General features: G+C 69.6%; 11 protein-coding genes. 5 read left to right on the forward strand and 6 right to left on the reverse strand.

The features are described 5' to 3' along the window. Window positions 1–251 precede the first annotated feature (251 nt). A complete protein-coding gene (locus A4F85_RS14630) occupies window positions 252–1,673 on the forward strand; it encodes an NAD(P)/FAD-dependent oxidoreductase (RefSeq protein ID WP_013803800.1) in 1,422 nt (473 codons plus the stop codon). 81 nt (window positions 1,674–1,754) lie between these two features. Here the strand turns inward: A4F85_RS14630 and A4F85_RS14635 are convergent, their stop codons facing one another. Together A4F85_RS14635 and A4F85_RS14640 are read right to left on the reverse strand one after the other, a co-directional pair. Then, a complete protein-coding gene (locus A4F85_RS14635) occupies window positions 1,755–2,156 on the reverse strand; it encodes a group II truncated hemoglobin (protein WP_012203943.1) in 402 nt (133 codons plus the stop codon). Between the two features lie 39 nt (window positions 2,157–2,195). Next, entirely contained in the window at window positions 2,196–3,728 is a 1,533-nt protein-coding gene (locus A4F85_RS14640; protein ID WP_082848209.1) for an MFS transporter, read from the reverse strand. A gap of 205 nt (window positions 3,729–3,933) precedes the next feature. On the opposite strand from A4F85_RS14640, the gene A4F85_RS14645 reads away from it, so the two are divergent. Further along, window positions 3,934–4,815, forward strand: a complete 882-nt coding sequence (locus tag A4F85_RS14645) for a LysR substrate-binding domain-containing protein (protein ID WP_063326992.1) — start codon at window positions 3,934–3,936, stop codon at window positions 4,813–4,815. A 648-nt stretch (window positions 4,816–5,463) separates the two neighbouring features. Here A4F85_RS14645 and A4F85_RS14650 read toward each other — a convergent pair. Then, window positions 5,464–7,998 (reverse strand): ABC transporter permease, encoded by a 2,535-nt coding sequence (locus tag A4F85_RS14650; RefSeq protein ID WP_063326993.1) that lies wholly within the window; start codon window positions 7,996–7,998, stop codon window positions 5,464–5,466. Window positions 7,999–8,082: 84 nt separating this feature from the next. After that, complete coding sequence (locus A4F85_RS14655; protein ID WP_063326994.1) at window positions 8,083–9,303, reverse strand: porin; 1,221 nt, start codon at window positions 9,301–9,303, stop codon at window positions 8,083–8,085. A 246-nt stretch (window positions 9,304–9,549) separates the two neighbouring features. Between A4F85_RS14655 and A4F85_RS14660 the strand changes: the two genes are divergently transcribed. Genes A4F85_RS14660 through A4F85_RS14670 form a run of 3 tightly spaced genes read left to right on the forward strand, consistent with a single transcriptional unit; the run spans window position 9,550 to window position 12,494 of the window. Continuing rightward, window positions 9,550–10,512, forward strand: coding sequence for a tripartite tricarboxylate transporter substrate binding protein (locus A4F85_RS14660; protein WP_063326995.1), 963 nt, complete (start codon window positions 9,550–9,552; stop codon window positions 10,510–10,512). A 20-nt stretch (window positions 10,513–10,532) separates the two neighbouring features. Next, the gene (locus A4F85_RS14665; RefSeq protein ID WP_063326996.1) at window positions 10,533–11,378 is read left to right on the forward strand and encodes a TauD/TfdA dioxygenase family protein; all 846 of its coding nucleotides are present in this window, start codon (window positions 10,533–10,535) and stop codon (window positions 11,376–11,378) included. A gap of 57 nt (window positions 11,379–11,435) precedes the next feature. Then, complete coding sequence (locus A4F85_RS14670; protein WP_063326997.1) at window positions 11,436–12,494, forward strand: 3-keto-5-aminohexanoate cleavage protein; 1,059 nt, start codon at window positions 11,436–11,438, stop codon at window positions 12,492–12,494. Between the two features lie 4 nt (window positions 12,495–12,498). On the opposite strand, the gene A4F85_RS14675 is transcribed toward A4F85_RS14670, so the two are convergent. Next, window positions 12,499–13,581 carry an AraC family transcriptional regulator gene (locus A4F85_RS14675; protein WP_013803807.1) on the reverse strand — a complete coding sequence of 361 codons (1,083 nt, stop codon included), beginning with the start codon at window positions 13,579–13,581 and terminating at the stop codon, window positions 12,499–12,501. Between the two features lie 12 nt (window positions 13,582–13,593). Then, the gene (locus A4F85_RS14680) at window positions 13,594–14,565 is read right to left on the reverse strand and encodes a quinone oxidoreductase family protein (RefSeq protein WP_063326998.1); all 972 of its coding nucleotides are present in this window, start codon (window positions 14,563–14,565) and stop codon (window positions 13,594–13,596) included. Window positions 14,566–14,571: the final 6 nt, after the last annotated feature.

The following is a 14,571-nucleotide window of genomic DNA, read 5'->3' on the forward strand; positions in this document are numbered from 1 at the left end:
ATGGTAGGTAGCAGGCACACGGACCCGTTAGAACCAGATGCCATCAATCGTTAGGTCCAGGCGCGCGCACCGGCCGCCACTGGCTCTATCGAAAGCTGGGCTGTGGCGCTAACTGGCTCCATGGCCTGCTGGCTATGCTGATTCCATCGTCGGCGCACCGCCTTGCAGGGCTTGCCGGCATTGGCCCCATTCCACCGAATCCATAGCAAAAAGCGGCAGATCCCAAGCCGCCGCACCAGGAGACATCCGCCATGAAAGCCGAGGACATCCGCCCCAGCCACCTGCGTCCCTACGACCCTCAGTACGACCCGCTGGTGGCCGCCAACCCGGGCCACGGCACGGGCTATGCGCCCACTTACTGGGTCGGCACGGCGGGACGCCCGCCAGACGATGACGGCCCCGTCAGCGGCGACATGGACGTGGACGTGGCCATCGTCGGCTCGGGCTTCACGGGCCTGGCCACGGCCCTGTTCCTGGCGCGCGAGCACGGCATCCGCGCCGTGGTGCTGGACGCCAACCAGACCGCCTGGGGCTGCACCAGCCGCAACGGCGGCCAGGGGCAGAACGCCAGCGGGCGCCTGTACCGCTCGCAATGGATCGCACGCTGGGGCAAGGACGTGGCGCTCAAGCTCGACGCCGAGATCCGCGAGGGCTTCCAGACCTTCAAGGACTTGGTGGCCGAATTCCCCGAGTGCGAGCCCCAGCCCGGCGGCCACCTCTACATCGCCCACCGCGAAAAGAAACTCGACTTCCTGCGCAACGAGACCCAGATCATGCGCGAGGTCTTCGGCTACGACGCCCGCATGCTCAGCCCCGAGGAGCTGCGCCGCGACTATGTGAACGACGCCGACAGCCACGGCGCCATGCACGAGCCCGACGGCATCGGCGTGCACCCGCTCAAGCTGGCCTTCGGCTACCTGCGCAAGGCGCGGGAGCTGGGCGTCAAGGTGCACCCGGCCAGCCCGGTGCTGGGCGTCGAGACGCGCAACGGCGTGCACCACCTGCGCACGCCCGGCGGCACCGTGCGGGCGCGCGCCGTGGGCTTTGCCACGGGCGGCTACACCAGCAACGCCCTGCATGGCAGCCTGCGCTCCAAGATCATGCCCATCCTCTCGAACTCGCTGGTCACGCGGCCGCTGACCGAGCAGGAGCTGGAGGCCACGGGCTTCAAGACCACCCAGGTCATCACCGACACCCGCACGCTGCGCTTTTACTACCGCCGCCTGCCCGACAACCGCGTGCAGATCGGCAGCCGCAGCGCCGTCACGGGCGCCGATGCGCCCAACCCCATCCACATGGCCAAGCTGGTGGACGGCCTGCACCGCAAGTTCCCGGCGCTCAAGGGCATCACCATCGACTACTCCTGGTGGGGCTGGGTCGATGTGAGCCACGACATGATGCCGCGCGTCTTCCAGCCCGATCCGGCCCAGAGCATCTTCTACGCCGTGGGCTATGGCGGCAACGGCGTCTCCTTCTCGGCCCACGCGGGCCGTCGCATGGCCGAGCGCATCGCGGGGCGCCAGAGCAAGACCTTCGAGCTGCCCATCTACAACTCGGAGCTGGAGTATCCGAACGTCTTCAACATGGTGCGCTCGCCCGCGTTTGCGCCGTTTCGCCGGCTTGGGCAGCGGTTCCTGTACCACTGGTACTACATGCGCGACGAAAAGCTCTGAACCCCCAACCGATTGCTGCTTGGGCCGGCCTCCTGCAGGGGGCCGGCCCTTTTTTTCAGCAGCGCCGGGGGCAGCCAGCTGCTACCGGTTCCGCATCCAGTCGGCCGTGTTCATGAAGCTGGCCTTGAGGCGCACGCGCAAATCCTCGGGCACGCCGGTCTCGCCCATGGCCTGGTCCATGCAGGCCACCCACTGGTCGCGTTCCAGGATGCCGATGGAAAACGGCATGTGGCGCATGCGCAGGCGCGGGTGGCCGAAGCGGTCCTGGTAATGGTCCGGGCCGCCCAGCCAGCCGCACAGGAACCAGAACAGCTTCTGACGCGCATCGGCCAGCGTGCTGCCGTGGGCGGCACGCAGTTCGGCATAGCCGGGCTCCAGGTCCATGAGATCGTAGAAACGGTCCACCAGGGCCTGCACCCTGGGCTCGCCGCCGATCCATTCATAGGGGGTCTGGGGGGCGTTGTTCTGGGATTCCTCTGACATGGCGAAAAGCGGCTGGCGGCTGAGTGAAACCCGCGATTGTCAGGCATGTGCCATGTCCGTGCCCGTACCGGTATCCTTGGGGGCCCCGGCACGCAGGAAGCCGTACACCGCCAGCGCCGTGAGCACCGTGATGCCCGCCAGCACATCCAGCAAGATGCCAAAGGCCTGGCCATGGGCCGCCAGCACGGCGGGTGCAGACAGGCCGGGCAGCAGGGCCATGGCCTCGGCGATGTTCCCCGTCACCAGCAACTGCGCCGCACGGCCGGTGGCATGCACCGCCTGCACCGCCTGGGGCGCCTGAGCTGCCAGGGCCGACAGACGCCATGCCAGCAATGCAGCCAGCCCCGCGCCCACCAGCGCCAGCGCCATGCCCTCGCCCGCCACGCGCACCGTGCTGAAAATGCCCGTGGCCATGCCGGCGCGCTCGCTGGGCACCACGCTCACGGCCAGGCCATCCATCAAACCCCAGGGCAGCCCGATGCCCAGGCCGATCAGCAGCAGCGGGGGCGCCATCTGCGCAAAGGCCGTGCCCGGCGCGCACCCGCCCAGCCACAGCAGGCCCGCCGCGCACACCAGCAACCCCGCCAGGCACAGCAGCGCGGCCGAAACCCAGCGTGTGAGCCAGCCCGCCAGCAACGGCACGAACAGCATGGGCAGGGACAGCACAAACATCAGCTGCCCCGCCTGCAGCGGCGCCATGCCCTCCACGCCGATGAAGCGCACCGGCAGCAGCACCAGCAGCACCACGAAGGCATAGGCCGGCGCACCCGCCAGCAACTGCACGCCCACGAAACGCGGATAGCGAAACAGCGACAGGTCCAGCATGGGCTGCCCCGTGCGCTGCTGCACGCGCCGCTCCACGGCCACAAAGGCCGCCAGCGCCAGCGCGGCACCGGCCAGCGGCAGCAGCGCCGCCCCGCTGGACCAGCCCGCCTCCGGCCCCTGCAGCACGCCCCAGGTCAGCAGCGCCAGGGCTGCGGTGAACAGCAGCGCACCGGCCCGGTCCAGCCGCTGCGCCTTCGGGTTGCGCGACTCCGGCATACAGCGCAGCCCCAGCACCAGCGCGGCCAGCGCCACGGCGGCCACGCAAAGCACCACGCCGCGCCAGCCCGCCACGCCCAGCAACCAGCCCGACAGCAACGGCCCGAAGGCCAGGCCCACGCCAAACGACGTGCCCACGCCACTGAAGGCGCGCATGCGCCCCGCTCCATCGAACACCTGGGCCAGCGCCGCCGTGCCGCCCGCCAGCGCGGCCGCCGCGCCCAGGCCCTGCAGCGCACGCAGCAGGTTGAACACGACGATAGCCCCCTGCCCGCCCAGGCAGGCCTGGGCCAGCGCACTGACCAGCACCACGCCCAGCCCGGTCAGGAAAACGCGCCGCCGCCCGTGCAGATCGGCCAGCGCGCCGGCCGCCATCAGCGTGGCGCCAAAGCTCAGCATGAAGGCATTCGTCACCCAGTTGAGCGCCAGCGGCCCGCCGCCCAGCGCCTCGCGCAGCGCAGACAGGGCCACGGCCGGTCCGGTAAAGCTCAGCGGCATCGCCAGCGCTGCAAGGCACACCGACAACAGCACCCAGACCGGGGACGCATGCGGACGCGCTGTACCGTGGAGCGCACCCGGTGCGCGGGAAGAAGTCAGGCAGGAGGACATGGTTGGCAAGGCTTTCGCAATTTCCCGGCCGCACATGGCCAGGCATGCATGAACGATAAAAGCGCTGCAATGCCGTGAAAATAGGCAACAGACTCCCCACACTCCCAACCCAAGGTTGGCAATCGACATGGACAGCTTCAGCGGACTCGAATCCTTTGTGCGTGCAGCCGACCTGCTGAGCTTTGCCGAGGCCGGGCGCGCCCTGGGCATCTCGGCCTCGGCCGTAGGCAAGAACGTGGCGCGGCTGGAACAGCAACTGGGCCTGCGCCTGTTCCAGCGCACCACGCGCCAGGTACGCCTCACGCAGGAAGGCGCACTGTTCCACGAGCGCTGCCGCCGCATCCTGGATGAACTGCACGATGCGCGCGCCACCATGCAGGCCGCCGCCGAGGCGCCGCGCGGGCGGCTGCGCGTGAGCCTGCCCACCATCGGCTACCGCTTCCTGCTGCCCGTGCTGCCCGATTTCCAGGCCCTGTACCCGGAGGTTGACCTGGACCTGGACTTCAACGACCACCTGGTGGACGTGGTCGAGGCCGGCCTGGACGTGGTCATCCGCAGCGGCGAACTGGCCGACTCACGCCTGGTCGCGCGCCGGCTGGGGCCGTTCCGCTTCATCCTGGCCGGCTCGCCCGACTACCTGGCGGCACGGGGCATACCGCAATCCCCCGCCGAACTGGCACAGCACAGCTGCCTGCGCTACCGCTTCCTGAGCAGCGGCAAGCTGGAGGAATGGGTGCTGCCCGGCATGCCGCCCCACCTGCCCGCCGCCCTGGTCTGCAACAACATGGAAGCCATGCTGGGCGCGGCCGTGGCGGGCATGGGGCTGGCCTATATGCCCGACTTCCTGGCGCGCGATGCACTGGGGCGTGGCGAACTGCAGCGGGTGCTGGCGGAGGACCTGACGCACACGGGGCAGTTTTCGGCGCTGTGGGCGTCGAGCCGGCAGTTGTCGCCTAAGGTGAGGGCGTTTGTGGATTTTGTGGGGGAGAGGTTGTTCAAGGAGGGCTGAGTTGTGTCTCTGCTCGCCGGAGTCGCCTTTTTTTGCCCCTGCCGGGTGGTTGTTTTTCGAGGCCGGGTCTCGGCCCGGCGGCCGACCTACTTTCCTTTGTTTCGCCAAAGGAAAGTAGGCAAAGCAAAGGCGACCCGAATGTCCGCGACCCTCCGCTTCGCTGCGGGCAACCTGCGCTGACATACGGGGAGTTGGCTCGGGCCTTCGCTTCGCTCGGCCCCGGTTTGAAGCCGAGCGGAGCGACGGCGCCGGCTGTCGGCTGTCGGCTGTCGGCTGTCGGCCGTTGGCTGTTGGCTGTTGGCTGTTGGCTGTTGGCTGTTGGCTGCCCCCAGCCTCCCCCCTTCTGCCCACGCCTGCGTTGGGCGGGATGCGGGTGGCAGCCCTGCCGAAGGACAGGGCTGCTTCGTCATCTGACTTGCCGCAGTTGTTTGAGCGAAGCGCGCCAGCGCGCAGCGAGTTCTGCGGCACACCCCGCATCCCGCCCAACGCAGGTCGCCCCGGAGCGCAGCGCAGGGGTCGTGGGCAGTTTGGGGCGCGCTTCTTTGCCTACTTTCTTATCGCGCGATAAGAAAGTAGGTCGGCCGCCGGGCCGAACCCCGGCCTCGAAAAACAACCACCCGGCAGGGGCAAAAAACAGAACACAAAGACCTACTCAGCCACCTGCCTCAACGTATCCATCACAGGCCTCCTCAACACCTCCCGCAACGCCCACCACCCCGCCATCCAGGCCAGCAAGGCCCCGGCAACAGCCCCCGCCAGCGGAGCCCACCATGGCACGGTCCAGTTGAACTCGAACACCCAGCGCGCCAGGGCCCAGCCCACGGCCCCCGCCGCGCAGCTGGCCAGGAAACCCGCCAGCAGGCCCACACCGGCCAGCTCGGCGCGCTGCACCTGCGCCAGCAGCCGCGCCTGGGCACCGACGGCGCGCATGATGGCGTACTCGCGCGCACGCTCCTCGCGCGTGGCGGTGACGGCGGCGAAGAGCACGACCAGGCCGGCGGCCAGGGTGAAGCCGAAGAGGAATTCCACCGCGCGTATCACCTGGTCCAGCACGCGCTGCACCTGGGCCAGCGTGGTGCTCAGGTCCACGTTGGTGATGTTGGGAAACTCGCGCACCAGGGCGTTGTCGAAGCCCGCCACGTCGGGCGCGCGGTAGGCGGCCAGGTAGCTGACGGCCACGTCGTCCAGGTGGTCCACGGGATAGATCACGAAGAAGTTGGCCCGCATCGATCCCCAGTCCACCTTGCGCAGGCTGGTGATGCGCGCCTCGCTGGGCACCCCGCCCACGTCGAAGCCCAGCGTGTCGCCCAGCTTGAGGCCCAGGGTCTCGGCAATGCCGTCCTCCACGCTGATCTCGCCCTTGGCGCCAGGCGTCCAGGTGCCCGCCGTGATCAGGTTGTGTGCGGGCGCCTGCGCCGTGGTGGAGAGGTTGAACTCCCGGTCCACCAGGCGCTTGGCGCGGTCTTCGCTGAAGTCGTCGGGACTGACCGGCTTGCCGTTGACGGTGACCAGACGCCCCCGGATCATGGGGAACCAGTCATAGGAGGTGACGCCAGCCTTGTCCAGCGCCGCGCGGAAACCGTCGGCCTGCTCGGGCTGCACGTTGATGACAAAGCGGTTGGGCGCATTGGCCGGAGTGGCCTGGCGCCAGCTGCCGATGAGGTCGGTGCGCAGCAGCACCAGCAGCATGAGCGCCAGCAGCCCCACGGCCAGGCTGCTGATCTGCACCACGGCATAGGCGGGGCGCGCGGCGATCTGGCGCGTGGCCAGCACCAGCCAGCGCGGCGCCGTGCTCTCGTGCACCAGGCGGCGCAGCACCTGCACGGCCAGCCAGCCCAGGGCCGCGAACAGCAGCACGGCCACGGCAAAGCCGCCCACGGCGATCAGGCCCAGCTTGATGTCGCGGCTGGCCGCCAGCAGCAAGGCCGCAAAGCCGGCCACGCCCACGGCCAGCACCACCACCGAGGCAGGCTTGAGCGCGCCCAGGTCGCGGCGCATGACGCGCAGCGGCGGCACGCGCGCCAGCTGCAGCACGGGCGGCAGGCCAAAGGCCAGCAGCAGGGTCAGCCCCATGCCCACGCCGAAGGCCGCAGGCCACAGGCCCGGTGCGGGCAAGGCGGTTTCCACCAGACCGGCCAGCAGCAGCACGAAGACATGGTGGATGGCCCAGCCCAGCAGCACGCCCGCGGCGCTGGAGGCCAGGCCGACCAGCACGAACTCCACGGTGTAGGCGCCCGCGATGCGCCGCTGGCTCTGGCCCAGCACGCGCAGCATGGCCGATGCATCGAGGTGGCTGTTGGCAAAGCCGCGTGCAGCCAGGGCCACGGCCACGGCCGACAGCAGGGCCGCCAACAGGGCGACCAGGCTCAGGAATTTCTCGGCGCGGTCCAGCGTCTGGCGCATCTCGGGGCGGCCGCTGTCCAGCGACTCCACGCGCACGCCATGCACGCCGGGCGCCTTGGCCTGCTGCTCGGCCCAGACGCGATAGCGCTGCACGGCCGCCTCGGAGCCATCACCCGCGCCGGCCACGGCCAGGCGGTAGGTGATGCGGCTGGCCGGCTGCACCAGGCCCGTGGCGGCAAGGTCGGCGGAGGTGATCATCACGCGCGGCGCAAAGTTCATGAAGCCCGCACCCCGGTCGGGCTCGATGGAGATGATGCGCGCCACGCGCAGTTGGGCGTCGCCCAGCAGCAGCATGTCCCCCACGCCTATGCCCAGCGACTCCAGCAGCGGCGCATCGACCCAGGCCTCGCCCCGCGCCGGTATCTCGCGCGTGGCCCGGTCGGCCGCGCCGGGGGCATCGGCCACGCGCAGGCTGCCGCGCAGCGGATAGCCTTCGGGCACGCTCTTGAGCGCCACCAGGCGGCTCATGCCGCCTTGCGCGTCGCTGGCGCGCGCCATGGTCGGGAAGCTGGATGTCTCCAGGGCCTGCAGCCCTTCGGCGCGTGCGCGCTCGGCAAAGGCTGGCGCCGTGGGGTTGTCGCCCACCACGACCACGTCGCCGCCCAGCAGCTGGCGCGCATCGCGCTGCAGCCCCGCCTGCAGCCGGTCGGCAAAAAAGCCCACCGAACTGAGCGCGGCCACGGCCAGCATCACGGCGACGATCAACAGGCGCAACTCGCCCGCGCGCAGGTCGCGCCACAGGGTGCGCCAACCCAGGGTCCATGCAGAAGATCCATTCATGCCGCGCAGATTAGCGCAGGCGAAGATGGGCACCCGGGCGCCACGGCTATTGGCACGGCCGTTCAGGACTATTGGCACGGCCGTTCAGAACATCAGCCGCAGGCCCAGGTCCAGCCCCAGCGCGCCGGCCGGCTGCATGCCGCCCGTGGTCAGGTAGCCGGGCTGGGGCAGGATGGCCGGGTTGCTGACCACCAGCGGCGTCACGCCCATCACGCCCGGGTTGTTGCGCCCGTTGCCCACGCTGATGCGCGACACCGTGGCGTACAGCGCCGTGCGTTTGGACAGCGGGTGCACATAGCCCAGGGCGAGCTTGTTCACCGAGGAATCGCCGTCGGCCAGGCCCTGGCCATTCCTGAACTGCACACGTGCATAGGAGGCGCGCAGCGCCCCCTGGCCCACGGGGATGTTCACGCCGGCCAGCACGCCCAGGTAGCGGTCGTTGATCGCGGCCAGCGTGCCGGCGTCGCGCCGCTCGTTGCGCACGCCGGACCATTCGCCAAACAGCTTGACCGGGCCGAAGTCATAGGAGCCGCCCAGGTTCAGCGAGCGGATCTTTTCCGCGCCGGCGCCCGAGGTGCCCAGGGTGTTCTCGCCATAGCCCAGCGCCACATCGGCCGCCCCCATGGCCCAGCCGATGCGGGCACCCGCGTAGCGCCCCCGCTTCGAGCTGTTCTCGGGGAAGGCGTACATGGCCTGCCCGTAGACGCCGCCCAGGCCCGGCGGCAGGAAGTAGCCGATGGAGTTGCCTGCGCGCAGATAGGTGTCCGTGCCCGCCGACAGCCCGCCGCCCAGCAGGCCGCCCGTGGCCAGCGCGCGGGCGATGGCCAGGTTGCTGTTGACCACGGCGATCAGGTTGGTGCCCACGCCGTTGACGGTGAAGGGGTCGAAGGCCCAGTCGTTCAGAAACGAAGGCGTGTGGTCGCGCCCCATGCGCAGCTCGCCCAGGCGCCCGGACAGGCTGATGGTGGCGCGCCGCCCGAAGTTGAGCGCGCCGCCGCCCGTGTCATTGGCCACCGGCGCCTCCAGCCACAGGCCGGCCATGAGGCCGCCGCCCAGGTCCTCGCTGGCGCGTATGCCGATGCGGCTGGCCAGGTTGCCCGAGGGCGACAGCGCCCAGGTGCTTTGCCGCGCCGAGCGCGCGGGGCCCGCGTCCCAGGAATCGCTGCGCACGCTGTAGCGGCTGACGCCGGCGTCCATCACGCCGAACAGCGTGACCGAGGTGGGCGCCTGGGCGGCGGCCGCGCCTGCCAGACACAGCAGGCCCAGCGCGTGCAGGCCGCAGGGATGGGGGTGAAGTCGAGGCATGGGGGTCTCCTGTTCGTCGTGTGGCTGGCGCGGTCCTGCGCCACGAATCGACTCTAGGAACGCCATCGCGCCGCTTCTTGGCAGTTCATGCCAACGGCTTTGCAATTCACGACATGCGCGGGTTGCCCTGATCAGGGTTGCCATGGATTTGTCCCAACAAGGCAAATGCCTGTCCCCCAATGGCAAGTCCCGGGACAGCGGGCTTTCGATACTGGATGCCAGAACACGGAACAAGGAGACACGGACATGAGACTGCCCCACGCCATCGCCACGCTGCTCGCGGGCTGCGCCATCGCCATCGGCGGCACGGCCTGGAGCCGCCAGCCGCTCAGGCTCATCGTGCCCGCACCGCCGGGCGGCACCATGGACATCGTGGCGCGCGTCGTGGGCCAGCAGCTCGCGTCTGAAACAGGCCAGGCCGTGGTGATAGACAACCGCCCGGGCGCGGGCGGCCTGCTGGGCATGCAGACCCTGCTGCAGGGGCCCGCCGACGGGCAGACGCTGCTGGTGGGCGCAAGCAATCTGCTGGCCGAGATCCCCCATGTGATCAAGATGCCGTTCGATCCGCTCAAGGACCTGGTGCCCCTGGCCTCGCTGGCCCGCTCGGGCGTGGTGCTGGTGGCCCGGGCCAGCCAGCCCGCCCAGGACTTGCAGGAGCTGCTCGCGCAGCTCAAGGCACGCAAAGGCCAGACCAGCTTTGCCAGCTACAGCCCCGGCACCGTGTCGCACTACGCCGGCCTGATCCTCAGCGACAAGGCCGGCCTGGACCTGCAGCACGTGGGCTACGCGGGTTCGCCGCCGGCCGTGCAGGCCCTGCTGGGCGGCCAGGTGGACGTCATGTTCGACGGCATGCTGACCTCGGTGCCCCTGATCAGGGCCGGCAAGCTGCGTGCCTACGCGTTCTCCGGCCCCCGGCGTTCGCGCCATCTGCCCCAGGTGCCGACCACCGCCGAACTCGGCTACCCCGAGCTGCAGTTTCGCGGCTGGGTGGGCCTGATCGCGCCCGCCCGCCTGCCGCCCGAAACCATGGAACGCCTGCGCGCCGCCATCGGGAAAGCGGCCAGCGCGCCGGCCGTGCAGCAAAAGCTCTCCGACGTGGGGCTGGAGCCCGAGGTGCTCATCGACACCGCCGCGCTGCAGCGCGAGACACGCCAGATGTCCGAGCGCAACGCCGGCATCGTGAAGAAATACCAGATCACCGCGAACTGACTTCCAGGGAAACACCGACCATGCAGATCCGACAGATCACCCCCGCCATCGGCGCCGAAATCTCCGGCATCCATCTCGGCGATGCCGCACGCGACGCCGCACTGTTCGCGGACATCCGCGCCGCGCTGCTGACCCATCGCGTGCTGTTCTTCCGGGACCAGGACATCACGCGCGCCCAACATGTGGCCTTTGCCAGCCGCTTCGGCCCACTGGAGGACCATCCCGTGGCAGGCAGCGATCCCGAGCACCCTGGCCTGGTGCGCATCTACCGCAGCGACGATCCGCACAGCTACGAAAACACCTGGCACTGCGATGGCCTGTGGCGCCCCAACCCGGCCATGGGCGCGGTGCTGCGCTGCATAGAGTGCCCGCCGATCGGCGGCGACACCATCTGGGTCAACATGGTCAAGGCCTACGAGGAGCTGCCCGAGAGCATCAAGCGCAGCATCGACGGCCTGCGCGCCAAGGCCGGCATAGAGCACACCTTCGGCGCCGTGATGGCGCCCGAGGCGCGCGCGCGGCTGGCCGGCGAGCACCCGCCCGTGGAGCATCCCGTGGTGCGCACCCACCCTGAGACCGGCGAGAAGCTGCTGTTCGTGGGCGCGGGCTTCAGCACCCACTTCGTCAACTACAGCACGCCCGAGAACGTGCGCCACGGCATAGACAAGGCGCCCGGCGCCGCGCTGCTGATGAACTACCTGATCAGCCGCGCCACGATTCCCGAATACCAGGTGCGCTGGTCCTGGAAGCCCGGCGACGTGGCCGTCTGGGACAACCGCAGCACCCAGCACTACGCGCTCAACGACTACTACCCGGCGCCCCGCCGCATGGAGCGCGCGGGCATCGTCGGCGACATCCCGCGCTGAGGCCCTGCACAGACTCTTTCCACACCCACCCCTCACCCCCACCCACCGGAGCGTCCCATGAATTTTCTCGATGGCCACCTGTTCCCCGAAAACCAGCAGCCCCTGATCATCACGGCAGCCCCCTATGCGCCGGGCTGGCTGCCCGGCGATTTCCCCGAAGACATTCCCGTGACCATGCAAGAGCAGATCCAGAAGGCCGTGGACTGCTACAACGCCGGCGCCACCGTGCTGCACCTGCATGTGCGCGAGCTGGATGGCAAAGGCAGCAAGCGCCTGTCCAAGTTCAACGAGCTGATCGCCGGCGTGCGCGCGCGTGTGCCCGAGATGATCATCCAGGTGGGCGGATCGATCAGCTTTGCTCCCGAGACAGACGGCGCGGCCGCCAAGTGGCTGTCCGACGACACGCGCCACATGCTGGCCGAGCTGGAGCCCGTGCCCGACCAGGTCACGGTGACCGTCAATACCTCGCAGATGAACGTGACGGAGCAGGCCGAGGACGCGGACTTCAGGGGCACCTCGCGCGAGAAGCCCGCCATCTTCGACGCCTACAAGGAGATGACCGTGCCCGCCCAGCCCGGCTGGGCCGAGGAGCACATCCGGCGCCTGTCGGCCGCCGGCATCCAGAGCGCCTTCCAGTGCTACAACATCAACAGCTTCGAGTCCGTGGAGCGGCTCATGCGCCGCGGCATCTACAAGGGCCCGCTGGTGATGAACTGGGTGGCGATTGGCGGCGGCATGGACGCGCCCAGCATCTACAGCCTGGCCAATTTCGTGCGCGCCGTGCCAGACGGCGCCGTGCTCACCGTGGAAAGCAATGTGCGCAACGTGCTGCCCGTGAACATGATGGGCATCGCCATGGGCCTGCACGTGCGCTGCGGCACCGAGGACTGCCTGTGGAACCAGTCGCGCAGCGCCAAGGCCAGCACGGTCTCCCAGATCGAGCAGCTGGTGCGCATCGCGCGCGAGTTCGGCCGCCCCATCGCCACGGCGCAACAGGCGCGCGCCATCAGCAAGATTGGCGTGTTCTACGACACCCCCGAAGAGACATTGGCGGCCAACGGCTTCGCGCCCAACCGCAACGGCGGCAACCAGGGATTTCTGCGCAAGACCGCCTGACGCACTAGGCCTCGCCAATCCGTCCCTGCCCCCGCCTGCGCCAGTCCGAGACGCTGGCGCCGAAAGCGGCCCGGAACCAGTGGCAAAAGCCGCTGGGCGCGGCAAACCCCAGCAGGCCCGCCACCTCGCCCAGGGGCTGGCTACCGTCTTGCAGATGGCGCAGCACCAGTTCCCTGCGGAGGGTGTCGAGCAGCGCCGAGAAAGTCTGCCCCTCCGCAAGCAGGCGGCGGTGCAGCGTGCGGCGGTCCATTCCCAGCTGGCGTGCCACCTGCTGGGCCGTACAGCGGCCGCCCGGCAGCAGTGCAATGATCAGCTCCCTGCAGGCCGCCTGCATGCCTTCGCCCCGGCTGCGCAGCGCCTGCTCCAGATGGCTTCGCGCAAAGCGCGCAACGCCCGAGCCCTGCGCCTGGCCGCATTCGCGCAGCAGTTGCAGGTCCGCCAGGCGGCAGACCATGCCGTTGAAAGGCTGGTCAAACAAAGGGGTCACGCCGAAGAAGGCACGGTGGGCCGATGCATCGGCCGGTGCGCGGTGTACGAAGCTGACCTGCTGCGGGCGCCACTGGGCGCCGATCAGCTCGCGCAGCACGCGAAACATCACGCCCACCGCCAGCTCCATGGACTGGCGCATGGCCATACCCGCGATGGGCACCAGGTCCTGGCGCACCAGCACCCCGGAGCCCGCGTCCTCGATGCGTACGAACATGCCCGCACTCAGCAGCTTGAGGTAGCGGCACAGGGTGTCCAGCGCCTGGCGCGGCGTGGGCTCTTGCTGCAGCACAAGGCTGATGGGGCCCAGGTGGGACAGGCTGCGCCGCGCCGCCAGGCGCAGCGCGAAATCCTGCGTGCCCGTGGTGCGCGCGGCCACCTCCAGCAGCTCGCGCACGGCATGGATGGGAATCAGCGTCTCCGGGTCGTCGAGCAGGCGCGCCGACAGTCCCGCCGCGCGCACAAGGACGGCGGGATCATGGCCCAGGCTTTTCACCAGGTCGGCATAGCCATGCAGGCTGGCACTGCGGATAAGGCCGCAGGTGACGGGCCTGCGGCCTGCGGCCACGGTGCCGATGGCATGGAGCGCAGGGGTCTGCATGGCAGGTCCATTTCAGGGAATCAGCACCGTCGCGCCCGTGGTGCGGCGCGACTCCAGCGCCCGGTGCGCCTGGGCCGCATCGGCCAGCGCAAAGCTTTGCTGGGGCTCGCTGGCGATGCGCCCGGCCAGCACATGGTCGAACAGCTCGCGCGCCATCTCCAGCATGTGGGCGCGCGGCTGGATGTAGTGCACCATCGCGGGCCGCGTCATCCAGATCGATCCCTTGGAGGCCAGCAGCTGGGAGTCCACCACCACCGAGCCCGACGAGGTGCCGTTGCTGACCAGCCGGCCGCGCGGCTGCAGGCAGTCCAGCGAATCCATGAGCGTGTCCTTGCCCACCGAGTCATAGACCACGGGCACGCCCTTGCCGCCCGTGATCTCCATCACGCGAGCGACGGTGTTCTCGCGCGAGGTCACGATGACGTGGGCGCAGCCGTTGGCGCGCGCGGCGGCGGCCTTCTCGTCGGTGCTCACCGTGCCGATCATGGTCACGCCCAGGGCCCGCGCCCATTGGCAGGCGATCAGCCCCACGCCGCCGGCCGCCGCGTGGTAGAGGATGGTCTCGCCCCCCTGCAGCGGATGGACCTGGCGGAACAGGTACTGCGCCGTCATGCCCTTCATCATCAGCGTGGCCGCCGTGCGGTCGCTGATGCCATCGGGCAGCGGGATCAGCACCTCGGCGGGCATCACGCGCACATCGCTGTAGGCACCCTGCGGGCCCATCAGGTAGCCCACGCGGTCGCCGGGCCGCACTTCGGTCACGCCCTCCCCCACGGCCTCGACCACGCCCACGGCGTCCGAGCCCAGGCCGTTGGGCAGGGCCAGCGGATAGCGGCCCGTGCGGAAATAGATGTCGATGAAGTTGACGGCGATGAGGCTGTGGCGCACGCGCGCCTGGCCGAGTCCGGGCGCGCCGGCCTCGGCATGCTCCAGCCTGAGCACCTCGGGGCCGCCGGTGGTATGAAAGCGTATGGCCTTTGCCATGGAGTC

The organism is Delftia sp. GW456-R20, from assembly GCF_001622915.1.
In the GTDB taxonomy this organism is placed as follows: Bacteria; Pseudomonadota; Gammaproteobacteria; order Burkholderiales; family Burkholderiaceae_C; genus Comamonas; species Comamonas acidovorans.